Source organism: Saccharopolyspora sp. NFXS83, from assembly GCF_026241095.1.
Classification (GTDB): Bacteria; Actinomycetota; Actinomycetes; order Mycobacteriales; family Pseudonocardiaceae; genus Saccharopolyspora_C.
Genome location: NZ_JAPFGB010000007.1, coordinates 114863 through 135897, shown reverse-complemented (window position 1 = coordinate 135897; position 21035 = coordinate 114863). Strand labels below are relative to the sequence as shown.

The window sequence follows — 21035 nt, the reverse complement described above, 5'->3', positions numbered from 1 at the left end:
GTCGGCCAACACGGTCTACTACGTCGCCGCGGGAGTGCAGTCGGGTTGGGGTGCATTCGTGTCGCCCGGAGACGAGGTGCGTGCCGTGCGCGATCCGCTGAAACCGCGAATAGGGCGCGGAGTCATCCTCTTGCGCAGCACCGGCGACGGTGTGGTGCTCGGCGCCGCTGCTGGGGTGGTCTACGCACTGATGATAGGACTCGGCGCGCTCGTGGAGCCGCTGCTAAGTGCGGGATCGGCACCGGGCGCGTCGGGATTCTCTGGGTTGGTGGCGGTGGCCATCGTAGTCACCGTCCCGGTGGGTAGCGTGCTCGGAGCGGTCTTCGGCACGGGATTCGGTATCGCCGCAGCGAGCGGAGTGCGGCATCTCGCCGGGATTGAGGCGGCGGTTGTCGCGGTCTTCGGTGGCGTGGTGCTCACGGCTGCGATCACCGGATCAGAGCACGTGACCAGCGGAGTGCTGGCGTGGACCATCGGTCCTCTCGTGGCCGGTGTCCCTGCAGCAGCGTGGCACGGGCGGAGATCGCAGCGCCGCGTGAGCCGACGACGGCCATAACATTCCGTCTGGCGCGTGCGACTGCCACAGGCCAGCGCGTGCGGCGTCACCTGCCGGGAGCGAGCCACCTCATCCACCCGCAGTCGAAATCCCGGATGTGCGCGGTAAGCACCCTTGTCGGCCCGCGCGGCCGGGCTGAGCGAGGCGATCACCATCGCGGCACGCACACACCACGCATCCCTGCTGATCAACGCTGTTCAGGCCCTCATCCACGTCGGCTGAACCCAAGTGGAAATGGCTCACTGACGTCGCCAAGTCCGCATTCCGCTTGCTCCAAGCGGTACGAATACTGCTCCAATCGAGTGACGTCTTTGGGATATTGGCGTGGGTAAAAGTAGCTGTGCGTTAGCTTCTGCGCGGCAGTGATCACTAACTGGGGAGAACGAATGAAACGACGTTTAGGTGCAGCTCTCGGCGTGCTCGTCTCGGCGGCGGCCATCCCGTTCGTTACGGCGCTTCCGGCTCAGGCGACCGCCGAGGATTGCAAGACCTACCTCTCGGGAGCCGGTTACGTCATCGGCGCCGGGGTGGAGAACGCCTGCAACATGGGTTCGGGACCGTTCCCCAAGCCGGAGTTTTGCATCACTCAACTGCAGAGCCTGCAAGTGACACCGGAGCACGCCGGAGCAGCCTGCGAGCTCGCACGGCGATGACGCCGGCCCGGTCGCGCTCCGCCGTCGGTCCGGCGGTGGGGCGCGACCGGCCCCTTCGTCGTGCGGGATTCCGTCCCACCCCCGTACCGGGCCGGCGCTCGGACGATGTCCTGACCACTTCGTCCCGCTGATGACCAGAGCGGGCAGAGTGCTTTCTCGGGCAATGAAAAAAGGGGAGGGTCGTGCTCTTGCGGCTCTTCTTTTGGTGCACCCGCGAGGCGTGGGAAGCCGCGCAACGCCGGCCTGCTCGCGGACGGCCGAGTGATCATTGCCGGTTCCCGGACCGGCGGTCCCGCGGCTGCGCGTGCAGGGAGGCGCGGAACTCCCGCGGTGACACCCCGGCAACGCGCCGAAAAGCGGTGCTGAAAGCACTTTCAGACTGGTATCCGATGGTTCGGATCGCAGGCCTTCCTCGCGGTCCAGAACGACCGCGAGTGGTGCAAGCTGTGCGAGATCGTGCTGGAAAATCCCGTTCTGGCGGTGGATTCGCGGTTCGCGACGAACCCGGATCGACAACTCACAGGAGCTCACCAAGGCCGTCGAGCCGTCTTCGGTGAGCTCACCGTGGAGGAGGTCGTTGAGCGGCTGGAACGTGCTCAGGTCGCCAACACCCGGATGCGCGCCGTTGAGGAGCCGCCGAACATCCGCAGTTGGAGGCCCGAAACCGGAGAGGGACTCCGAGGTTCTGACCTGAGGAGGCCGTCTCGACCGTCGGGGCGCGGGATGGTCATCCAGGACGACGCTTCCGCGGAAGCGTTTCCAGAACCAAGTGGTAGGAATCGTCGACGAGTTCGGCGACCAGCTCCCGGGTGACGTCCGGGCCGGTTCCCAGGGAGATCCAGTGCCGTTTGTCGAGGTAGCGGCCCGGAGTGATCGAGGTGTGCCGACCTCGCAGCAGCCGACCGTACTCCGGTTCCGCCTTCACGGTGACGATGAGCTCGCCCGGGTCGTCCGTGATGATCAGGAAGACCTTGCCCGCCACCTTGTAGACGTCCAGTTGCTCGGTGAACGGGCGCCCGTGAGTGACCCCCGGCAGCGCGCGGGCCGTTTCACGCGCGGTGTCCTGGAGCTGCTCGCCGATTGCTGCCACGACGCAGATCAGGACCCGCGGCCGTACGTGTGCGGATCGACCGGTTGCCGGGACTTCGGGAGCCCATCGACCACCAGGCGGTAGGACTCGGTCACCAGCTCCTTGACCAGCTGTTCTTCGATGGCGTCTCCGCTCTCCAGCGTGATCCAGTGCTTCTTGTTCATGTGGTATCCCGGGGTGATGTTCTCGTACTGCTCGCGAAGGGCAAGTGCCTCGCCGGGGTCCGATTTGAGGATCACGACGGGGCGCCCGGGGACCTCGGTCATCAGCATGAAGACCTTGCCGCGCACCTTGAAGACGTCCCAGTCAGCACCGAAGGGGTGCTCCAGGTCGGCCCCGGGCAGCTCGTCGGCGCAGTCGGCCGCGGTCTTCAGCAAGGTCTCTCCGTCCAAGGTTCTCAAACTCCCTCCTGCTCTGGCCGCTGAAGGCGTCTTCCGACGGGTCGGCCGTCTGCCCTTCCACTCTTCCCAGACGCTCGGCGACTAAACCGGTGAACTGCGGACATGTGGTGGCCGACAGGCGACACTCCTTGAAAGCGGAGGCGTTGCACGCGTACACGTCGGCGCGCACGGTGATCAACCAGGAGTGGGGGATCGAGCCGTGCCGAGCTCTCGAGTACCTGCACCGATCGATTCTCGCATCGGATGTGCACGTCGACGTGGACCGGGAACCGAGCCGGGACGCCCAGTGAACCGTTCTGGGGCGATCGCGGAGATCCCACGGTGCCGGGACCGTGGCGACGGACGCAGGTCGCCTCGTGCGAAGGACTCCTCAACCCGGCTTCTCATGAAACCTTGGTTGACCATGCTTCTTTCCCAGTCAAGAAGCATGGTCAGCACGAGGGCCGCTTTCACCAGCTGCATCCGGCCCAAAAAACCCGCCCCGGCCGCCGATGGGGGAGTTGCTGTGGTGGTCTCGGTATCGGAACTGCGGCGGATCCTTCGTTTCCTCGGTCCGGCGCGGCTGCCCATTCTTCAGGGAATCGGCGGTCCAGGGGAAAGTTCCCGTCGTTCGGACTGGATCATCGACCTCGGTCCAGGCGCGGGCCACGACGGTGGTCAGATCGTCTTCGAGGACACGTCGGCCGAGCTCGTCACCAAGCGCTCCACCCACACCGGAGAGCACCTGGCGGAGTACGTAGACGCCTGAGTTTGCACCCGTGGACCTGTGGGCCGCTTTGGTTGCGGCCCACCGGTCTTCTCCTTTCTCCGGTCACGACAGACCTGCGACATATCTTCTGCTTCCGTTGCGCCGCAACGGAGCTGTCGTCTCATGGCACGTGACGTACCCCTTCGTACTGCCTGGCCGCCGGACGAGCCGGCGCCGAGAGCTACGGCGTCGAGTTCCACATCGGAACCGTCAGCGCCATAACCGGAACCGCGCCGGAGTTCCGACCATCCCCGAGTGCGCGGGGCCGGCCCTTCTTGACCTGGTTCTCATCTCGGGCAGGTCTGGTTTCATTCACTCCGGTTTGCGGGCTTGCGCGGAGCTCGCTCTGCCGGGGTTCGTGGCCGGATCAGGGAAGTTCGATGCGGCCCGCGGGCTGTTCGGCGAAATCATCGGACAGCACCTCGATCACCGAACCTCGTGGCACTGCGCGCAGCGGTGCCAGATCGTCGAGTTCCACGGGCTCACCCGCTCGAACCGGGATCTCCGTGCGGTGGGTGGTCAATTCCGTCCCGTCAGCGACCACGCGGATGCCGATCGGCGTCGCGTTGTCAGCGCACGGGACGAAGCGACCGGTCAAGCGTGTCCCGTCGCCCACCGACAGCGCGCGCAACGGTTCGTTCCACCAACCCGAGGCACCGACTGCGGTCACCTCACCGCCGTGCGGTCCCAGCACCACCGACGTGGCCAGTTCGGTCGAGGCACCCGGCTCCAGCTCCACGAGCGGTCCGAGGACTTCGCATTCGACGATGCGGTGCGCGGGGCGCAGGCCGCCCAAGTGGCCCAGCGGTTCGGTGAGCGGATGCTCCAGCCAGACCTCGGCTCGGGATCCGCCGTCCGGGTAGGTGGCGTCGCGATCCACCGGGAACCGGTGCACCCAGGTACCGGCCGGGCCGGTGTGCGCGATCCACCCGGAAGCGGCCGGGAAGCCGACCTTGCCGACGACATCCTGCGTCGGCACGTGCGCGACGCCTGGCCGCGGCTGCTCGACGCGCGGATTCCCGGTACCCGCGACCAGCGGTGTCGAGGCGGGGCCATACCCCGGCTCGCCGTCGAGACCGATCCACACCCCGTCGCCGTCGCGTTCGGACGGGTGCCCGGGGAGTTGTGCGACGTTCCAGATCGCCCAGCGCACCGGCCCGTCGGTGGTGTTGGTCGCGGTGAGCCGCAGACGGTAATCCGTGCGTCCCGCGCTGAGCGAGATGTCCCGGCGCAGCCGCAGACCGGTGCGCGGATCAGGTGCGCTGGTCAGCACGACCCGAGCGGAATCGCCGTCCGGGTCGTGCTCGATCCGCGCTTCGTACTCGCCGGAATCGAGCACGGGATCGGGCGGCCCGGCCCACTCCTGCGGGCCTGACCACCCCTGCGGCGCGGGCCATGTCTTGTCCCCTCCCCAGTTGCGCCAGTCCTGCATCCGCCCACCGTGCGCGGCGACCGTCGCGGGATCGCGCGCGCCGCAGTGGTCGTCCAGCAGTTCCGGCGAGCGGTGCAGGAATTCCCGGCCGTCCAGCCGGAGGGACAGGATGCGGCCACCGAGCTCAGGAGCCAGCACGAGGGCCAGCCGCTCGTTGCCGAGGTCGATCACGGTGTGGCCGCCGACTCGGCGGCGAACCGCCCGTGCGCGGTGCTCGCGGCTCATGTCGCGGTTGCTCCCCTCTGTGCGCGGAATCGGCTGGTTCAGTCGAAGACCAGGCAGACCTTGCCCGCGGCGCGTCCTGCCGCCGCCTCGTACGCGCGGCCCGCCTGGGACTGCGGAAAACGCTCGGCGACCAGCCGGTCCGGGTGCAGGTTCTGCCGGGCGAGCAATTCGGCGAGCTGCGTCATGCCGTGGACGGAGGTGACCCAGGACCCGGAGATCAGCACCTGCTTGTGCAGCACGTCGTCGGAGACGTCGAGGGTCATCTGGCCTCCTTCCCCGACCAGCGCCAACCGTCCACGCACCCGCAGGGCCTTCAGCGCGGTCGTGCGTGCGGCGGGATGTCCCGAGCAGTCCACGGCGGCCTCCACCCCGGTGCCCGCGGTGAGCCGGTCGATCTCCTCCAGCGGCCGGTCGCGCGAATCCAGCACCGCGTCGAACAAGTCCAGCCCGCGCGCCCACTCCATCCGCTCGGGCACCACCTCGGCGCCGTACACGGTCCGCACCCCGAGTGCGCGTGCCACCAGCGCCGCGGCTGCACCGACCGGGCCGAGCCCGGTCACCAGCAGCCGGTCGGCCCCGTTGACCGCGATGCGGGTGAGCGCTTCGTACACGGTGCCGATGCCGCAGGCGATGAACGCGCCGTCCACGAAGGTCAGCGGTTCCGGGAGCAGCACGCAGGTCCGCTCGTCGGCGATCAGGTAAGGCGCGTGCCCGCCGTCGCGCTGCCAGCCGTAGGCCGCTCGCGACTCGGACGTGCAGCCGATGAAGTAGCCGCGGGAGCATTCGTCGCACTGTCCGCAGCCGGAGATGTGGTAGACGGCGACGCGATCACCGGCGCGGAGGCGCTCGCAGCCCGGCCCGGTGTGGACGACCTCACCGGCGGGTTCGTGTCCGGCGACCACTCCCCGGTAGGCGGCGCCTCCTTCTCCTACGTGCCCGTTGTAGATGTAGTGGATGTCGCTGCCGCAGATTCCGGAAGCCCGGACGCGCAGCAGCACCTGCCCGGGTCCGGGGCGCGGAAGCGGCGTTTCGCGCAGCTCGACGGTGCCGTCGCCGGGCAGGAACGCTCCGGTCATGGCGGTGGGTACGGCCGAGGCGAAGCTCGCGTCGCTGGTGTTGGTACCGGTGTTCGTGTCCATGCGTGGTTCCTAGATGTTGTCGGTCGGTGGGCCCAGGGGACACCGGTGGCGGCTGAGGCGCTCGTACTGACTTCCGGAGGTCACCGAACTCGCGGCCGAGCGCTGCGGATCGCGGGTGCCGAACCACCCCGGGTCGTGGCCGTCGCGCTGGTGGCGGCGCCCGCTCCGCACGGTCCCCGTGGTGGTGAACCGCTGCTTTCGATGGCTACCCGGCGCGGGGGACGTTCCGGGCGGCCACCGCGGTGGGGCGGCGCTGCTCACCGGGGTCTTCATCGGTGACCAGGTACTTCCAGGTCAGCACGGCACCGGCCACGTACATGGCGGCGTAGACCAGCACCACGCCGGTGTGCCCCAGAAGCGGGTCGAGCAGGACGTAGGTGAGCGGGCCGACGAACGTGGACAGGCCGGCCGCGAGGCTGTAGATGCCCATCGCGTTGCCCTTGTCCTGTTCCGGAACGAGCGCTGGGAGCAGCGCGGACAACGGGATGTAGCCGGCGAGCATGATGCCGTAGAGCACCGTCGCCGCCAGCGCCACGGCGTAGTTCCCCGGCGCGAGTTGCGGAACCCAGTAGAGGACCAGGACGCCTGCGGCGCACCCGACCCCGCCCGCCCAGGCGATGGTGTGCCGCCAGCCGATCCGGTCGCTGAGCTTCCCGAAGACGGGGTCGGCGAGGATCCCGATGACGCCCATGAAGGTCACCAGGGCGAGGTACTGGGACGTGCTGAGGCCGATCCGGTCGCTGAAGAACGACGGGAGGAAGACGAAGAACCCGAAGTACGGCGTCGTGTTGATCATCCGAACCAGTGCCGCGACCCCGGTGCGCGGGTACCGGCGCAGCACGCTGATCCCGCGAAGCAGCTCGGCGCGCGCGCTGTGCCCTGGAGCCGTGGTGTCCACCATCGGCCGGGTGCCTCGCGCTTCGCGGACGGCGAAGGAACCGATCAGCCCGCCGATCGCGACCAGCACGAAGGAGAGCCAGAACGTCGCGTAGGGGCCCATGAAGGGAATGCTGATCGCGGCGATGGCGGAACCGACCGTGGGCAATCCCGCGCTGTAGGCGAACCAGAACCACCCGGCCGCGGAACCACGGGTCTCCTGGGAGCTGGTCAGCTGGATCCAGAGCAGGAACGCGTAGGCGAACAGCGGGTACGCCACTCCGCGCAGCCCGTAGCAGACGTACACGAGCAATTCGTTCCCGCTGGGCAGCGCGACCACGAGGAAGAGGACCTCGAACACGAGCCAGATCGCGGCGCCCAACCGCATCACCCGGCGCGGCCCCCACAGGTTCGACAGCACGCCGGAGAACCAGGAGCCCAGCGCCACGAAGGCGCCGTACACGCTGATGACCAGCCCCGCGGACTGGGCGCTGAGGCCCCAGCCGGTCAGGTACGGCTCGAGGTAGTTGGATTCGACTCCGTCACCGATCATGAAGATCAGGACGGCGAGGTATCCCCAGCGCAGTTGCCGCGGGATGCCGATCCGCTCCAACCAGGTGGGGTTGCCGTGCTGACCGGGGCCGTCCGAGGTCATTCCCATGCTGAGATCTCTCTTACCGCTCCGCCCCTCGTCCCCGGGTGCCGGGGATCCAGGTGCACTCCGTCGTGACCGGGTCATTAAATATGAATTAATGGGTGGGCTCAATGGTGACGTGGAACACGTCCGGTGCTCCGGTGCATCGCCGAACGCTGCTCGGGCACGGGCGCCGGCGAGGCGCCCACCGGGGGGCGTCGGCCCCGTCGGCGCTGGAAGGTGGCTGCCGCTCATCGTCGCGGCCCGGCCGGAGCGGTACCTTCCCGGCTCGGGATCCGAGCCGAATGCCCCGCGAGGAAATCAGTGAAGGGGCAACGCTGCGCGATGTCGGCTCGCCAGGGGTCGATGTCGAGCGACTCGCGGCCGAAGTACTCTTTTAATATTTAATCTCGAGGAGGGAAAGCACTGATGACGTCGCACGCAGGTCGGGGGGTACACGGGCAGATCGTGGAGACGCTCGGCTCTCGCATCGCCGGTGGTGAGCCCGCCAGCGGCGGCACGCTCGACCTGAGGTTGCTCTCCCAGGAGCTGGACGTCAGTCTCACCGTGATCCGCGAGTCCCTGAAAGTGTTGGCGGGCAAGGGGCTCGTCGCCGCCAGGCAGAAGCGCGGCACGTTCGTGCGCCCGCGCGCCGAGTGGAACATGCTCGATGCTGACGTGGTCCGTTGGCGACTGGCCGGGGGTCAAGGTGATGCGCTGCTGCGCGACTTCGCGGAGCTGCGCGCGATCGTCGAACCCGCCGCGGTCCGGTGCGCCGCGGAGCGCCGCACGGACGCGGACCTGGCGGCCCTGGAGGAACGCCTGGCAGTCATGGGCACTGCTGAAGCCGATGCCGCCGCCGCAGATTCCGCGTTCCACAGTGCGTTGCTGACCGCTTCGGGGAACGAGATGCTCGCGCGTCTGCACCAGCTGATGGAGCCGGTTCTGCGTGCGCGCGACGCCATCGTGCACACCCCTCACGGTTCGGCCGATGATCCGGTTCCGAGTCACCGGGCCGTCTTGGACGCCATCCGGGAACGTGACCCGGAGCAGGCGTCGATCGCCATGGCCGACCTGTTGGCCAAGGCGGCCACCGACTTCGACCGCGCGGTTCGGAGTCGTTCGACGAGCGGTGCCGGGGGAGCGGCGACTTCCACGGCCTCCGCGGGTACGTGACTCCGCGCGGGTCGCGTGGGCCGTGCTGAGGTTCGCTCGGTCAGCGGCGAACGTCGGTGCCGTTACCCGGCCCTCCCGGCGCCGAGTGATCAGAACGCTCGGGGGACGCGTGGCTGTTCGATCGAGGTCTTCAGCGCGGCTGATCGATGATCTTGGCGACGCACGCTGGAAGGCCCGCGACCGGCAGCGGTGCCGCGAGCACGGCGCCGTCCGCGTCCGCGGGATCCGCGAGGCCTATGGACGCCGTCGTGACGACGAGCCGGGTTCCGGTCAAGCACACGCTCGTCGGTTGGACGGCGGGCAGCGTGATCTTCCGATCGAGTGCGCCGTCCGGCGCGTACCGGTGGACCTGCCCCGCGCCCCAGATCGCCGACCACAGATGGCCCTCGGCGTCGACTGCCATGCCGTCCGGGCTCGCGTCCGACACCGTGGCGAACTCCGCGACGTCGTCAATCCCGCCGGTCTCCGGGTCGACGGTGCAACGGCGGATGACCCCGTGCGCGCTGTCGGCGAGGTACATCGTGACGCCGTCCGCGTCGAAAGCGGGCCCGTTGGGCACGGTGAGCCCGTCGAGCACCCGGTGCACCGTCCCATCGAGGTCCACGCGGTACAACGATCCGGCACCCGGCTCGTTGTCGTAGGCCATCGACCCGGCCCAGAAGCGGCCGTGCGGGTCGGCCGCCCCGTCGTTCATGCGCATGGGCGTCGCGGCGTCGTCCTCAGGCCGGCCCAGCCAGCGCACGGCACCGCTGCCGAGCACGGCGATACCGGTCCCCGCCGCCGCGATCCAACCGCCACCGGCCAGCGGCGCGACCGCGCCGAGCGGTTCCGCGAGGCGTGCCAGCACGCGAGCCGGAGCGTCCGCGGTCTGCGGCAGGCCGAGCAACCGTCCGCTGAGGATGTCGACCATGACGAGACCGCCGTCGAAGTGCCGCAGGCCCTCGCCGAGTTCGAACCGCTCGCCGGGCCACGCCGTCCACACGAGTTCGCCGCTGCCGGTCATCGCAGCACCGTCCCCTCTCCGGCGCCGAGCAGCCCCAGCTCGGTTCGCGTCGGGCAGCCCTCCCAGTCGCCGGAGGTCGCGACGGCGAAAGCACCGCAGGCGTTGCCGCGCGCGAGGCGGTCCGGCACGCCGAGGCCGTCGAGGAATGCGGACAGGTACCCGGCGGTGAACGCGTCGCCCGCACCGACGGAGTCCACGACGGGGACGCTGTGGCCCGGCGCGCTCCATTCCCCGTCCGCGGTGACGGCCGACGCGCCCTGCGCCCCGAGCTTGGTCACCACCTCGCGCACTCCGGTTGAGAGCAGGCGCTCGGGGCCACCGACGAGGTCCAGCTCCTCCGCTGACCCGATGACGATGTGCGCCTGCCTGGCGAGCGGGGTGAGCGCATCGGCCGCCTCGGCGGCGGACCAGAGCCTCGAGCGGAAGTTCACGTCGAACGACACCTCGGCGCCGATCTCGTGCGCTCGGCGCAACGCCGCGCGCACGGCCGAGCGGGGGCCGTCGCCCAGCGCCGGGGTGATGCCGCTCAGGTGCACCAGTCGCACGCCTTCGCCGAACGCGGCCACTGCGTCGTCCTCGCCGAGCTGGGAACCGGCCGAGCCCGTTCGGTAGTACTGCACCCTCGTGACGTCGGGCAGCCGCTGCTCGAACAGGATCAGCCCGGTCGGCGCGTCATCGTGTTCCACAGCAGACACATCGATGCCCTCGGCCCGCAACGTGCGCAGCACCAGCTCGCCAGGCTCGTCGCGACCTACTCGTCCTGCCCAGCGGACCCGGCGTCCGAGCCGGGCCAACCCGATCGCGACGTTGGACTCGGCGCCGGCGATCGACGTGCGCAGCGTGGTGCCGAGCCGCAGCAGCCCTTCCGCGTGCATCGCCACCATCGTCTCGCCGAGGGTCACGACTTCGGTCACGTCCCGCTCCCTTCGCCCGCGGCTGCGACGAACTCCCGGGCCCGCGCCCGCAGCGCGCCCAGGTCGCCGCCGTGCGGCGCGTCCCCGGACAGCGGGCTGCCGATGCCCACCGCGAGCGCACCCGCTCGGAGGTAACCGGAAACGTCGGCGAGGCCGATCCCGCCGACCGGCACGAAGTGCAGTCCGGGGAACGGGTCCCGCAGCGCCTTGACGTAGCCGGGCCCCAGGCCGCCTGCCGGGAACAGCTTCACCGCGGCGGCACCCGCACGATCAGCGGCGAGCACCTCGGTCGGGGTCATCGCGCCCGCCAGCACCGGCATGCCCAGCTCGATCGCGGTCGTCGTTCCGTCCGCGAGAGCCGGGGTGACGGCGAACGTCGCCCCGGCCGCTTGGGCGTTGCGCGCGTCGTCGGCGGTGAGCACGGTGCCCGCGCCGATGTGGGCCTCCGCGCCGAGCGTCGCGCTGATCCCGCTGAGCACACCGAGCGCGTCCGCCGACGTCAACGACACCTCCAGCAGCCGCACCCCGGCCTCGACGAGCACCTCCGCGGTGCGTCGGCACGCGGCCGGGTCGCTGCCCCTGATGATCGCCAGCAGCCGGTGCTCGGCCAGCAGGCTCGTCAGTTCCCTCGAGTCCATCACCGCTTCTCCTCTCACCATTCGGCGAACGAGCCGTCGTTGTGCCGCCACACCGGCGGTCGCCACCGGTGGCCGCGCTCGTCGGCCTTCCGCACTGCCTCCTCGTCGACTTCCACCCCGAGCCCTGGCGCGTCCCAGCGTTCGATCGCGCCGTGCGGGAACGCGAAGGGGCGGCGGTCGAGGACGTAGTCGAGCAGTTCGGCGCCGGCGTTGTAGTGGATGCCGATGCTCTGCTCCTGGATGAGGAAGTTCGGAGTCGCGAACGCGACCTGCAGGCTCGCCGCGAGCGCGATCGGCCCCAGTGGACAGTGCGGGGCGAGCAGTGCGTCGAACGTCTCGGCCAGCGAAGCGATGCGGCGGACCTCGGAGATGCCGCCCGCGTGCGAGAGGTCCGGCTGTGCGACCGCGATTCCGGCCTGCAACGCGGGCAGGAAGTCGGTGCGCGAGTAGAGGCGTTCCCCGCACGCGACGGGGACGGAGCTCGCCGACACCACGTCGCCTAGGCGGTGCGCGAACTCGGGCAGCACCGGTTCCTCCGCGAACAGCGGGTGCAGCGGCGCCAATTCGGGCAGCACCCGTCGAGCCGCTGCCACGCCGAACCGGCCGTGGAAGTCCACCGCCACGTCCCGTGCGTCGCCGATGACCTCGCGCACGGCCGAGAGGCGCGCGAGCACGTCGTCGACCTCGGCGCGGCTGGGCATCCGGCCCATGCGGCCGGAGGCGTTCATCTTGACCGCGGTGAGCCCCGCCTCGACCTGTTCGGACGCGGCCTCGGCGACGGCGGAGGGATCGTCACCGCCGACCCAGGCGTAGACCCGAACCTCGTCGCGCACCGCCCCGCCCAGCAGCTGGTGCACCGGGACTCCGAGCGATTTGCCGAGGATGTCCCACAAGGCCTGGTCCAACCCGGCCACGGCGCTCGACAGCACGGGGCCTCCGCGGTAGAAGGCCGCCTTGCTGAGCAGCTGCCAGAGGTCCTCGACGCGGCGCGGATCACGCCCGACGAGCAGCTCGGACAATTCGTCCACCGCCGCGCGGACCGTCTCCGCCCTGCCTTCGACGACGGGCTCGCCCCAGCCGACGACGCCCTCGTCGGTGGCCACTCGGCAGAACAGCCACCTCGGCGGTACCAGGAACGTCTCTACGGAGGTGATCTTCACTGGGAGTGCATCTCTTTCTCTTCGGTGCCGCCGATGGGCGACGTCGTCGGCCGCCCTCGGACGGCGGTCGTGGTCCTGGCCGGCGCGGCCGGCCGAGCCGAGTTCGACGGCCTCGTCCAGCCGATCTCCCCGGATGCGATGCGCGTCGAGGGCGGCGCCCGTGCCTTCCCCTGCCGCAGTTGCGAGCGCAGTCTCGTTTCACGCTCGCCGCGACGGTCATGACGACTTCTTGTAAACGCTCCAACCACCGTCCACGGTCAGCGCGGCGCCGGTGACGAACGATGCGTCGTCGCTCGCGAGGAACGCGATGGCCGCGGCGACCTCTTCGGGGCGCCCCAGCCTCCGCACCGCGGTCTCCTCTGCGCTCCGACGGCGATCGGACTCGTCGATGCCGTCCCAGGCCGCGGTGAGCACCGGACCTGGCAGCACGGAGTTGACGCGCAGCACGGTTCCGTACTCGACGGCGAGCTGGCGGGCCAAACCGGTGATCGCCGCCTTGCTCGCGGCATAAGCGGGTCTGCCCGGCAGCCCGACGAGCGCGTGCACGGACGACGTCAGCACCACCGCCCCTGCGCCGGCGCGGGACAGGTCGGCCAGGCAGGCGCGGAAACCGAGGAAGGTGCCGGTGAGGTTGACCGACAACTGCCGCTCCCACGACGCGAGGCTCGTCTCGTGCGCGGGCGACACGTCGACCGCGAAGGCGTTGCTGACGAGCACGTCCACCGGGCCCAGCTCGGCCCGGCAGCGTCGAACGGCTTCGGCCCAGTCGCTCTCGGAACTGACGTCGCAGCGCACCGCGATCGCCCGCCCGCCTTCGTCCCGGATCCGCTCAGCGACGGCGTGCGCTCGATCGGCGATGTCGAGCACGGCGACGGCGGCGTCCTCCGCGACCAGCCTGCGCGCGGTCGCCTCGCCGATTCCCTGCGCCCCACCGGTGACCACCGCGACGCGGCCGTCCAGTCGCCCGCTCATCCCCGTGCCTCCTCCTGCTCGCGGGCCGTGCCTGCCAACCCGTTCACTGCTGCCGTGGCGAAACCGCGAACGCCGCCCGGCAGCCTCGCTTGCGACTCAGGGCGGCGGCAGCCGACGGTCTTCTCCGGTGCCGCCGCCGATGGCGCGACGCTCCGCCCGTCACCTGCTCGCCCGCCCGCCACGCAGTCTTGCTCGTAGCGATTCCAGTGTCAATATTATTTAGTAATTAATATCTGATTGGGGCCGGGTCCGCGGTTCACGGTCGGCAGCGGAAGCCGGCCGGTCGGCGAGGCTTCGGCAGCGCCGACCCCGCGACCGAACGCCGTACCTACGACGGCCGCGCCTTGGCCGGCCGCTTCGTGCGCCGTCACGCAATCGGCAAGCCGCCCGGCGACCGCTTGGGCGTCTTGGGAGAGGTCGTCCACGTGGATGTGGCGCACCGTGCTCATTCACGCCGCGACGAGGTGCGGACGAACGTCATCACCGGGTCACCAGGTCGTACTGGAACCAGTGCTCGTCGCGGAAGTCGCCGGGTGTGACCTGGAGAGCGGCGGGGAACCGTCCGGCTTCGATCCAGTTCTGCCGCCGGTAGAAGTCCGGCAGGGCGGTGCCGCCGTGCGTGGCGGGCACGAGCTGGCGGAGGCCGAGGTGCCGGGCCTGCTCCTCCGCCCGCGCAAGTAACCGCCGCCTCGCACCCGCCCGCTGCTGTTCCGGTCGCACCATCAGCTTCCGCGGGCGATCAACGCTGCCCTCTTTCGACACGACCGGGGAGAAGAATGGAACTAAGACGATGATCGTCGTGAGTGTGTGCTCTCGCCGCTCAGTCCCGTTGCGCGGCACGCTCCTCGGCTTCGCGCCAGATCCGGCCGGCGATCGGCCGGTCGCCCTCCTCGGCGAGGTGGCCGACGAGACCGATCGCCCGCGCCATGACACCTAGGCCGCGAACCACGTGCAGGGGCAGGTCCATCGCGGTGGAGATCACCCCGATCGCACCGGTGACGTTGACCCGCAGCACCTTGCCGGTGCGGTGCTCGGCCGCCACCCGCACGGCGCGCGCACGAGTCGTTCGCCGGCCGGGTCGATGCCGTGCTCGGCTGCGACCGCGAACCGCTTCTCGGCTCGCGGGTCGACCGGCTTGTGCACCGGGTGACCGATGCCGGCACCGTGGCGCGGCGCTTCAGGAAAAACCCGACGATGCCGTCGGCCACCGTGGCCGGCGCGTCGTCGGCGGTGTGTCACTCGGTGTCCGCCGCGGCCTCGCGGCAGTAGGTGGGGGGAGCCCCCTCCTTGGCCCGGTCGGACGCACCGTCACAGACCGCCCGCGACCAGCGCTGCGGCGGAACGCCGTAGACCTGGCTGTAGGCGGCTGCGTACTGGCCCGCGTAGAAGATCTCGTCGACGGCACCCGATGCGACGATGGGGCCGGTGTCAACTCCCCCGATGGCGTTCAACGTCCGGAACGCCCTGGTTCTGCCTCGAGAGCTTCAGCGTCGGAGCACTTGACGACGTCAGTTGCGCCCAGCAGGGAAGTGGAAGTCGGTCAGTTCTTCGGAGATTTTCCAGATTCGGCGGGCGTCGTCCTCGCTGCGCAGGCGCGAATACAGTTTCTGTTCAGCCGGGGGGCCGGAGAGGTGGCGCAAGCCGCTCGGGCCGTAGAGGTGGCCGCCTTCGGCGCTGGGCGATGTCGCGGCGTGGAGCGCGGGCAGCAGCGCCGACTCCACCGTCCCGAACAGGATTCCGCGCGCGGACAGTGCCCGGATGACCCGCACCATCGTGGTATCGCGTCCGCGTCCGACCTCCGGGCGCGCTGCGAGGAGGTTCGTGGGTGTCACCCCGGGGTGGGAGAGGTTGCTCGTGATGTCCCAGCCGCCGTTGCGGCTGCGCCGTTCGAGTTCGAGGCCGAACAGGCCGAACGCGATTTTCGACTGGCTGTAGGCCTGGTTGCCGTTGTACCTCCGTTCCCACTGGAGATCGTCCCAGTTGATGGCGTGCTGGTCGGCGGCGATGCTGATCTGCGAGGTGATCCGGGCTTTGCCCGCGCGCAGCAGCGGAAGCAGCCGGGCGACCAGGGCGAAGTGCCCGAGGTGGTTCGTTCCTAACTGCAGCTCGAAACCGTCCTTCGTGGTCTGCCGTTCGGGCGGCGTCATCACTCCGGCGTTGTTGACCAGCAGGTGGATCGGCCGTCCCTCCTCGACGAGCTGGTCCGCCACCGCGGCGACGGACGCGAGGGAGGACAGATCCAGTTCACGCAGGGAGATTGCCGCGTCCGGGTGCTTGGCTTGGATCTTCGCCAGCGCGGCTTCGCCCTTGCGCGGGTTGCGGACCGGCATGATGACCTCCGCGCCCGTCGCGGCGAGCCGGGTCGCCAGGCCCAAGCCGACGCCGTCACTTGCTCCGGTGACCACCGCGAGCTTGCCGGTGAGGTCGGGAACCGGGATGTCCGGCGGGGTCTTTGCCATTGTTGTTCCTCCTGCTGGCGAGTTGCACGCCATGAACGTGGAGCTTTGTCGTGGTGCTGGGCATGGGGCGTCGTCCGTGGTGGAGCAGAGGTCGAGACCAGGTTTGGTGGCGTGCTGGTAGCCCTGGGGTTCCGCGGTTCTCCGGTCAGTTCGCGTGCGGCGGCGATGTCGGCCTGCCGGGCTTTCCGCCAGGCCGCGGGATCGCGGCGCAGCCTGGTGCGCCGGGTTCGGACGGCCTGGAACGCCGGGCGCGACCGTCGCCGAACTGGGCGAGGATGCCCGATCTCGAGTTGCGCGCGGTCGGCCGTTCCCGCTGTTCCGCGCCGAGGATCGCCGTGCCCGCGACACCTCCGTCCGAGCCTTGGCTGACACCTGTCAGATTAAGGGTAATCTGACGGGTGTCAAATTTGGCCCTCGGGTGAGTCGAGGTCGAAGCCGTGGGGAGAATGAACGCATGGCAGTGGAGGAGTCGGTGACCGGCGCAGCGCGAGGACCGGGGCGGCCCGGGGCCGGGGCCGGGGCGCGTCCGGTGCCGGGCGAGGTCGAGATCCTTCGCCGGGGGATGGAGGCCTTCGCCGAGCTCGGCTACGACCGAGCCTCGGCGAGAGAGCTCGCGAGACGCCTCGGCGTCAGCCACAACTTCATCAACGACCGCTACGGGTCCAAGGCCGACTTCTGGCGAGCCGTGGTGGACGCGCTGCTGGAGGGCGACCAGGTGGAACGCCGGGCGCTGCTCGAATCCGACGTCGACGACGCCGAGCGGGTTCGTGCCGTGATCGTCCACTTCTACCAGGCAGCCGTTGAGGCGCCGCTGCTCGGCCGCCTGCTGGCCGACGAGTTCGGCCGTGAGTCCGAACGCCTGGACTACTTGTACGAGAGGTACGTGGCACCGACGCTGGGTCCGCTGATTCCGGCCGTCGAACGGCTGATGGCGGCGGGCCGCATGCCTGATGTGCCCGTGGACGTGCTCTTCTTCGCCGTGATCAGCCCGGTTGCCGGTCTGGTGCAGCTGCCGCTCGCGCGTCGGCTCGGCCGGGCTCAACCGATCACCCGCGAAAGCCAGGAACGCACCGCGCGCGAACTCGCGGATCTGATCGCGGACGGATTGCTCGGCCCGCACCGCAGGTGATCGGACCGATGACCCTAGTCAGGTTCCCGGCGCCACGTCGCTGATTGCAGCACTGGCATCCATGGGCATCCCACCGATGTCGTGGTGACTACCTCGACGCCCACGTGGCTGGCACCCGTGCGCGAAAGACCGCCGCCCGCTTTCGTGGACAGCCCGGAAATTTTCCTTGCCGCACCGGGGCGGCAAGTCAGCTCGAGGTCATTTCCTGGACGCCGATGGTGGACAGGAGATCAAGTTTGCTCCTGGCCTCCGCGTCGCGTGGGGTGTCCACCACGAGCCGGAGGTTTGTGCTCTGAGTGGTGAGCACATTGGAGTCGAGAGCGATGTCCCCCACATCCGGATGTATGACGATCTTGTGTGCGCCCTGGTGGTCACCCACTGACCGAAGAGCCCAAAGTTCACGGAACCGGTGACTGCGGTTCAGCCTTGAGATCAACGCCTTGATGTCGGGGTCGTTCGAGTACCGGCTCGTCGTAGCGCGCAGGTCGGCGATCAGTGACTCCTCGAACGCGGTCCGCTCCACAGGGGTCTGCCGGATTCGGGTCGGCTGGTTCTCGAACTGGGAGATCAGAGCGTTGCGCTCATCATCGCCTCGTTTCGTGGGATCACCGAAGGTCGCCGCGAACAGCGGGTTCCAGTGCAACAACTGCCAGGCGGCGTCGCACACCGCCACCGGGCTGTCGGCGAGCCGCTCCACGATCCGATGCACGCTGGCGGGGACGAATCGCGGAATGCGGTCCGGATCCGCGGCGTGGCCGGCCAAGCGAAGGAGATGGGCCTGCTCATCGTCGGACAGCCGCAGCGCGCGGGCGAGTGCCGAGCAGACTTGCGCCGACGGCGTCGATGTCCTGCCCTGTTCGAGCCGGACCACGTACTCGGCAGAGATCCCGGCCAGCTGCGCCAGTTCGCCCCGCCGCAAGCCGGCGACCCGGCGGGGGGAATGGTGCGGGAGCCCAGCGGCGCCGGGGTCAAGCCGATCTCGCCAGGCCCGCAACGCAACTCCGAGGTCGTTCATGGGCTCCATCCTCCCGCACGCTTGGCTGTCGTGGCGTGGTACCAGCTGTACTAGGAAGACCGGTGGCTTCTACGGGACCTGCCCGCAGGCCCACTATCAAGCTCATGGAAAACGCACTCGACTGCTACGTCGTGCTCTTGGAAGTTCGAGCGAAGCCCGGGAAGGAAGCCGAACTGAAGGCGTTCATCGCCGGCACCGTCACCGCTTCTCGCGCTGACCGGGGCAACATCGACTACGAACCCCACGAGGTAGAAGGCCAGCCGGGCACGTTCATCGTTTTCGAGCGCTGGGACACGCGCGAGGCATTTGAAGGCCACCTGAAGGCCCCCCGGCGGCAGGAGCTGGCGCCTCAGCTCATGGAGCTGCTGGACGGGGCAGCCGACGATGGAGTGCGCTTCCTGCGGCCGTTCCGTCCGGGGGAGTAAGGCTTTCCGGTCAGCGGGCCGGGAACGCCCGGTGACCATCTCTCGTCGATATTCCTCTTTCGCAGCGCTCGTGCAACAGATCGACTTACGAGATAGCCATTGATGGCAATAGGAGCTGGCATGGACATGTTTCTCACCGGCGGAAGCGGTTTCGTCGGGCAGCACATCATCACCCGCCTGTGCGCTGACGGCCATACTGTGCGGGCACTGGCCCGCAGTCCTGAGGCCGCACGGCGAGTGGAGCAAGCTGGAGCGACGCCCGTCCTCGGCGATCTCGCCGACCTGCGCGGGCCGGATCAGCACTCCGGCGATATGCCCACGGGAAGACGGACACCGGCCTGGTTGGCTGTCCTCGACCGGTGTGAGGCGGTGATTCACTCGGCTGCCCGCATGGAGTTCTGGGGGCCAGATGCTGGATTCGAGCGGGACAACCACTGGCCGACCGTTTCCTTGTTCACCGCCGCGGCCTCAGCCGGCGTCAAACGATTCGTGCTCATCAGCGCCGCCGCGGTGTCGACTGACCGGCGCCGCAAGCCTGCGGTGGTCGCTGAGGCAACGCCGACCGGTCGGCCGATCATCGCGTACGGCCGGGTCAAGCTTGCGACCGAGCGGGCTTTGGCCAACGTCGCCACCCCTGGGATGACGCTGATAACACTGCGCCCACCGTTCATCTGGGGCAAGGGAATGACAACGCTGCGCGACGCGGCAGCCGCCGCTGACCAATTCGCCTGGATCGACAATGGACGCCACGTCATGGATTTCGTCCACGTCGACAACCTCGCAGCCGCAACGGCAGCCGCGCTGAGCCGCGGCTACGACCGCAGGGTCTACTACATCACCGACGGCACTCCGATGCCGATCCGGGACTTCTTCACCCCAGTCCTGGAGACCATGGGTGCCGATGTCAGCCACGCGCGAAGTGTTCCGTTCGCGATCGCCTCGCCAGTTGCCAGGATCCTCGATCGGGCATGGCGACTGCTACGCCGCCCTACCCCACCGCCGCTGAACAACTGGCTGATTGCGAGCATGGGGTGCGACCGCAGCTACGACATCACCAATGCGCGAGCCGACCTGGACTATCGGCCGAGCGTGACCTTCGCCGCCGGACTGGATGATCTGCGCACGTTCGCGCGGTAGCCACCGCCCCGCCCCCGGCCCGCCGCCCGCGTGCGCAACTTGCGGCCCTCGGTACGGCGCGATGGCCTCGGCTGCGGTACGGCGCACGGCGTCCGCGTTCGTGATGTCGCACTGCGCTCTTCTGATCTCTCGATGTGAATCGGAACGCTCCGAATCCCGTCTTGATGTCGATCGCGTAGACGGTCGCTCCGGAATCGGCGAGTCGGACGGCGATCTCTGTTCCAGCAACGGCGGGCTCGACTCCGAAGAACCGACCAAGATCAAAAAAGAGAGCTTCCGTAGCGTCTGACTGCGGAGACCCTCTCGGCCGTCGGGGCGGCGGGATTCGAAGCCACGACCCCTTGACCTCCAGCGGCGTCCACAGGAGACGCCTACCTCGAAAACCTGGAAACCCAGCATATCCCGGTGCAGCACACTTCAGTTCAGTGAAGTTCACCGCGGTCCAGGACAGCCCAATCCTCCCGATATCCTCCCGCCACCAGCGTCACAACAGCAGGCCTGAACACCACCGTGCGGTGGCGAAGAGCGGCGCAGACCACCTTCATCGCTCGAAGCGACAACCCTTGCCGCCCTTGCGTTCCTCGGTCACGTCGTCCTGTTGGAGCCGGGTACCGCTCTCCGGCTCGCTCCCGCAACGAGTGCGGGCCGAATTCCTCCACCACGGCGGCCAGCGTCCTCGGTCACACGGTCCGGCTCGAGACCTGCGGCCACGACGGCACTCTGCGGAGGCCGTCCAGGGCCCCTCCCGGCAACGGTGTTTCCAGCGCTGCCGGGACAGGCCCGCCCGGCCCGCCGCGCCTGTTCCGCGTCGGCCGGGTCCGTGGATTTCCGGCCCCGGCGTCTGCGACCGGAGGCGGATCGGGGTGGCTGGGAGCGCATGTGGTCGCGGACGCGGGCCATGACCTCGCCAAGGTCGTGCAGGTCCTTTTTGGAGAGTGGGTCGAACAGCACCCTGCGGGCGACCTGGATGTGGCCGGGCAGGACTTCGGCCGCTAGAGCCAGACCCGCGTCAGTGACGGTGACGAGGGTGGCGCGCTGGTCGTCCGGGCTGGAGCCACGGGTGATGAGGCCAGCCATCTCCAACAGCCCAGCCTGGTGGGTCAAGCCGCTGCGGCTGTAGACGACGCCGTCGTCCAGTTCGGTCGTGGTCGGTTGCCGTTCCGGGGCGTCGGCCAAGTGATGATCGGGTTCAGCTTGGCGATCACCGCGTGGGCGTGAGCCCCACGTACGCAAATCGCGGACGTCCGGCGCGT

Annotated in this window: 24 protein-coding genes; 9 read left to right on the top strand and 15 right to left on the bottom strand. The window is 69.2% G+C overall.

Going from position 1 to position 21035, the window contains the following annotated elements; genetic code table 11:
- Positions 1-85: 85 nt before the first annotated feature.
- The 3 genes from OOZ19_RS10265 (at position 86) to OOZ19_RS10255 (ending at position 2022) form a co-directional block, all read left to right on the top strand.
- A complete protein-coding gene (locus OOZ19_RS10265) occupies positions 86-556 on the top strand; it encodes a hypothetical protein (RefSeq protein ID WP_266089827.1) in 471 nt (156 codons plus the stop codon).
- Positions 557-918: 362 nt separating this feature from the next.
- Complete coding sequence (locus tag OOZ19_RS10260) at positions 919-1209, top strand: hypothetical protein (RefSeq protein ID WP_266089826.1); 291 nt, start codon at positions 919-921, stop codon at positions 1207-1209.
- Between the two features lie 384 nt (positions 1210-1593).
- Complete coding sequence (locus OOZ19_RS10255) at positions 1594-2022, top strand: CoA transferase (RefSeq protein WP_266089953.1); 429 nt, start codon at positions 1594-1596, stop codon at positions 2020-2022.
- Here the strand turns inward: OOZ19_RS10255 and OOZ19_RS10250 are convergent.
- Both OOZ19_RS10250 and OOZ19_RS10245 read right to left on the bottom strand, forming a co-directional pair.
- Positions 1937-2299 carry an MmcQ/YjbR family DNA-binding protein gene (locus tag OOZ19_RS10250; protein WP_266089825.1) on the bottom strand — a complete coding sequence of 121 codons (363 nt, stop codon included), beginning with the start codon at positions 2297-2299 and terminating at the stop codon, positions 1937-1939. The genes OOZ19_RS10255 and OOZ19_RS10250 overlap by 86 nt on opposite strands.
- A gap of 8 nt (positions 2300-2307) precedes the next feature.
- A complete protein-coding gene (locus OOZ19_RS10245) occupies positions 2308-2691 on the bottom strand; it encodes an MmcQ/YjbR family DNA-binding protein (protein ID WP_266089824.1) in 384 nt (127 codons plus the stop codon).
- 116 nt (positions 2692-2807) lie between these two features.
- On the opposite strand from OOZ19_RS10245, the gene OOZ19_RS10240 reads away from it, so the two are divergent.
- The gene (locus tag OOZ19_RS10240; RefSeq protein WP_266089823.1) at positions 2808-2990 is read left to right on the top strand and encodes a BTAD domain-containing putative transcriptional regulator; all 183 of its coding nucleotides are present in this window, start codon (positions 2808-2810) and stop codon (positions 2988-2990) included.
- 137 nt (positions 2991-3127) lie between these two features.
- The gene (locus tag OOZ19_RS10235) at positions 3128-3448 is read left to right on the top strand and encodes a hypothetical protein (protein ID WP_266089958.1); all 321 of its coding nucleotides are present in this window, start codon (positions 3128-3130) and stop codon (positions 3446-3448) included.
- 367 nt (positions 3449-3815) lie between these two features.
- Here the strand turns inward: OOZ19_RS10235 and OOZ19_RS10230 are convergent, their stop codons facing one another.
- From OOZ19_RS10230 to OOZ19_RS10220, 3 genes are all read right to left on the bottom strand, one after another.
- Positions 3816-5105, bottom strand: a complete 1290-nt coding sequence (locus tag OOZ19_RS10230; RefSeq protein ID WP_266089822.1) for a DUF4380 domain-containing protein — start codon at positions 5103-5105, stop codon at positions 3816-3818.
- A gap of 38 nt (positions 5106-5143) precedes the next feature.
- Positions 5144-6244, bottom strand: coding sequence for a zinc-dependent alcohol dehydrogenase family protein (locus OOZ19_RS10225; protein WP_266089821.1), 1101 nt, complete (start codon positions 6242-6244; stop codon positions 5144-5146).
- A 205-nt stretch (positions 6245-6449) separates the two neighbouring features.
- Positions 6450-7781 (bottom strand): MFS transporter, encoded by a 1332-nt coding sequence (locus tag OOZ19_RS10220; protein ID WP_266089820.1) that lies wholly within the window; start codon positions 7779-7781, stop codon positions 6450-6452.
- Positions 7782-8183: 402 nt separating this feature from the next.
- Between OOZ19_RS10220 and OOZ19_RS10215 the strand changes: the two genes are divergently transcribed.
- Positions 8184-8930 carry a FadR/GntR family transcriptional regulator gene (locus OOZ19_RS10215; protein WP_266089819.1) on the top strand — a complete coding sequence of 249 codons (747 nt, stop codon included), beginning with the start codon at positions 8184-8186 and terminating at the stop codon, positions 8928-8930.
- A gap of 130 nt (positions 8931-9060) precedes the next feature.
- On the opposite strand, the gene OOZ19_RS10210 is transcribed toward OOZ19_RS10215, so the two are convergent.
- From OOZ19_RS10210 to OOZ19_RS10170, 9 genes are all read right to left on the bottom strand, one after another.
- On the bottom strand, positions 9061-9933 hold the full coding sequence (locus OOZ19_RS10210; RefSeq protein ID WP_266089818.1) for an SMP-30/gluconolactonase/LRE family protein: 873 nt from the start codon (positions 9931-9933) through the stop codon (positions 9061-9063).
- On the bottom strand, positions 9930-10847 hold the full coding sequence (locus tag OOZ19_RS10205) for a sugar kinase (RefSeq protein ID WP_266089817.1): 918 nt from the start codon (positions 10845-10847) through the stop codon (positions 9930-9932). The genes OOZ19_RS10210 and OOZ19_RS10205 overlap by 4 nt, the downstream gene beginning before the upstream one ends.
- A complete protein-coding gene (locus tag OOZ19_RS10200) occupies positions 10844-11485 on the bottom strand; it encodes a bifunctional 4-hydroxy-2-oxoglutarate aldolase/2-dehydro-3-deoxy-phosphogluconate aldolase (RefSeq protein ID WP_266089816.1) in 642 nt (213 codons plus the stop codon). Before OOZ19_RS10200 ends, OOZ19_RS10205 begins: the two co-directional genes overlap by 4 nt.
- A gap of 14 nt (positions 11486-11499) precedes the next feature.
- Positions 11500-12645: a galactonate dehydratase gene (gene dgoD, locus OOZ19_RS10195; RefSeq protein ID WP_266089815.1), complete on the bottom strand. Its 1146-nt coding sequence runs from the start codon at positions 12643-12645 to the stop codon at positions 11500-11502.
- 216 nt (positions 12646-12861) lie between these two features.
- Positions 12862-13617 carry an SDR family NAD(P)-dependent oxidoreductase gene (locus tag OOZ19_RS10190; RefSeq protein WP_266089814.1) on the bottom strand — a complete coding sequence of 252 codons (756 nt, stop codon included), beginning with the start codon at positions 13615-13617 and terminating at the stop codon, positions 12862-12864.
- A gap of 480 nt (positions 13618-14097) precedes the next feature.
- Positions 14098-14340, bottom strand: coding sequence for a GNAT family N-acetyltransferase (locus OOZ19_RS10185; RefSeq protein WP_266089813.1), 243 nt, complete (start codon positions 14338-14340; stop codon positions 14098-14100).
- A gap of 97 nt (positions 14341-14437) precedes the next feature.
- Positions 14438-14665 carry a citrate synthase family protein gene (locus OOZ19_RS10180; RefSeq protein WP_266089812.1) on the bottom strand — a complete coding sequence of 76 codons (228 nt, stop codon included), beginning with the start codon at positions 14663-14665 and terminating at the stop codon, positions 14438-14440.
- 187 nt (positions 14666-14852) lie between these two features.
- The gene (locus OOZ19_RS10175; protein WP_266089811.1) at positions 14853-15068 is read right to left on the bottom strand and encodes a hypothetical protein; all 216 of its coding nucleotides are present in this window, start codon (positions 15066-15068) and stop codon (positions 14853-14855) included.
- Between the two features lie 57 nt (positions 15069-15125).
- Entirely contained in the window at positions 15126-16076 is a 951-nt protein-coding gene (locus OOZ19_RS10170) for an SDR family oxidoreductase (protein ID WP_266089810.1), read from the bottom strand.
- A gap of 454 nt (positions 16077-16530) precedes the next feature.
- On the opposite strand from OOZ19_RS10170, the gene OOZ19_RS10165 reads away from it, so the two are divergent.
- Entirely contained in the window at positions 16531-17205 is a 675-nt protein-coding gene (locus tag OOZ19_RS10165) for a TetR/AcrR family transcriptional regulator (RefSeq protein ID WP_266089809.1), read from the top strand.
- A 187-nt stretch (positions 17206-17392) separates the two neighbouring features.
- Here OOZ19_RS10165 and OOZ19_RS10160 read toward each other — a convergent pair whose 3' ends face one another.
- Entirely contained in the window at positions 17393-18220 is an 828-nt protein-coding gene (locus OOZ19_RS10160; protein ID WP_266089808.1) for a helix-turn-helix transcriptional regulator, read from the bottom strand.
- Positions 18221-18324: 104 nt separating this feature from the next.
- Between OOZ19_RS10160 and OOZ19_RS10155 the strand changes: the two genes are divergently transcribed.
- Together OOZ19_RS10155 and OOZ19_RS10150 are read left to right on the top strand one after the other, a co-directional pair.
- Positions 18325-18645 carry a putative quinol monooxygenase gene (locus OOZ19_RS10155; RefSeq protein WP_266089807.1) on the top strand — a complete coding sequence of 107 codons (321 nt, stop codon included), beginning with the start codon at positions 18325-18327 and terminating at the stop codon, positions 18643-18645.
- A 120-nt stretch (positions 18646-18765) separates the two neighbouring features.
- Positions 18766-19782: an NAD-dependent epimerase/dehydratase family protein gene (locus OOZ19_RS10150; protein WP_266089806.1), complete on the top strand. Its 1017-nt coding sequence runs from the start codon at positions 18766-18768 to the stop codon at positions 19780-19782.
- The last annotated feature ends 1253 nt before the right edge of the window (positions 19783-21035 follow it).

Bases quoted from the DNA above. Each gene is read 5' to 3' on its own strand.
- OOZ19_RS10235 (WP_266089958.1), top strand. From the start codon at position 3,128: ATGGTCAGCACGAGGGCCGCTTTCACCAGCTGCATCCGGCCCAAAAAA.
- OOZ19_RS10230 (WP_266089822.1), bottom strand. From the start codon at position 5,105: ATGAGCCGCGAGCACCGCGCACGGGCGGTTCGCCGCCGAGTCGGCGGC.
- OOZ19_RS10225 (WP_266089821.1), bottom strand. From the start codon at position 6,244: ATGGACACGAACACCGGTACCAACACCAGCGACGCGAGCTTCGCCTCG.
- OOZ19_RS10220 (WP_266089820.1), bottom strand. From the start codon at position 7,781: ATGGGAATGACCTCGGACGGCCCCGGTCAGCACGGCAACCCCACCTGG.
- OOZ19_RS10215 (WP_266089819.1), top strand. From the start codon at position 8,184: ATGACGTCGCACGCAGGTCGGGGGGTACACGGGCAGATCGTGGAGACG.
- OOZ19_RS10210 (WP_266089818.1), bottom strand. From the start codon at position 9,933: ATGACCGGCAGCGGCGAACTCGTGTGGACGGCGTGGCCCGGCGAGCGG.
- OOZ19_RS10200 (WP_266089816.1), bottom strand. From the start codon at position 11,485: ATGGACTCGAGGGAACTGACGAGCCTGCTGGCCGAGCACCGGCTGCTG.
- OOZ19_RS10190 (WP_266089814.1), bottom strand. From the start codon at position 13,617: ATGAGCGGGCGACTGGACGGCCGCGTCGCGGTGGTCACCGGTGGGGCG.
- OOZ19_RS10185 (WP_266089813.1), bottom strand. From the start codon at position 14,340: ATGGTGCGACCGGAACAGCAGCGGGCGGGTGCGAGGCGGCGGTTACTT.
- OOZ19_RS10170 (WP_266089810.1), bottom strand. From the start codon at position 16,076: ATGGCAAAGACCCCGCCGGACATCCCGGTTCCCGACCTCACCGGCAAG.
- OOZ19_RS10165 (WP_266089809.1), top strand. From the start codon at position 16,531: ATGGCAGTGGAGGAGTCGGTGACCGGCGCAGCGCGAGGACCGGGGCGG.
- OOZ19_RS10160 (WP_266089808.1), bottom strand. From the start codon at position 18,220: ATGAACGACCTCGGAGTTGCGTTGCGGGCCTGGCGAGATCGGCTTGAC.
- OOZ19_RS10155 (WP_266089807.1), top strand. From the start codon at position 18,325: ATGGAAAACGCACTCGACTGCTACGTCGTGCTCTTGGAAGTTCGAGCG.
- OOZ19_RS10150 (WP_266089806.1), top strand. From the start codon at position 18,766: ATGGACATGTTTCTCACCGGCGGAAGCGGTTTCGTCGGGCAGCACATC.